The sequence below is a fragment of the Oleiphilus sp. HI0043 genome (assembly GCF_001634935.1).
In genome coordinates, this window is record NZ_LWEY01001214.1 from 1 (window position 1) to 503 (window position 503).

Annotated in this window: 1 protein-coding gene; it reads left to right on the top strand. The window is 46.7% G+C overall.

The genetic code is table 11. The features are described from left to right. The coding region (locus A3729_RS14835; protein WP_156497961.1) for an AMP-binding protein at window positions 1-503 on the top strand (503 nt) is incomplete at both ends.

The window sequence follows — 503 nt, forward strand, 5'->3', positions numbered from 1 at the left end:
TGTGCCACATATCTTAAGCAAGTGGGCGTAGCAAAAGGCGATGTGGTAGCCGGCTTCCTACCAAATAGTTGCTATGCGGTGATTGCCATGCTTGCTACAAGTAGCCTCGGTGCAATCTGGACATCCTGTTCACCCGATTTTGGCGTAACAGGCGTGCTCGATCGCTTCGAACAAACTCGTCCTAAAGTCCTTTTTGCTACAGACGGTTATTACTATGGAAATAAAACTATCAGCAGCCTTGAACGTGTTAAAGCCGTCCAGAAAGGTCTAAGCGAATTAGAAGCCTGCATACTGATTCCTTATCTCAAGCCAAAAGATAGCGACAAAGAAGCCCTTGGTGATTCATTTCATACCTGGGCGGATGTAATGAAGGTAGAGGACAACAGCGCATTGTCATTCACGCAAATGCCCTTTTCGGCACCGCTGTACATCCTCTATTCATCAGGAACAACAGGCAAACCCAAATGCATTGTACATAGCGCTGGTGGTACCTTGATTCAGCA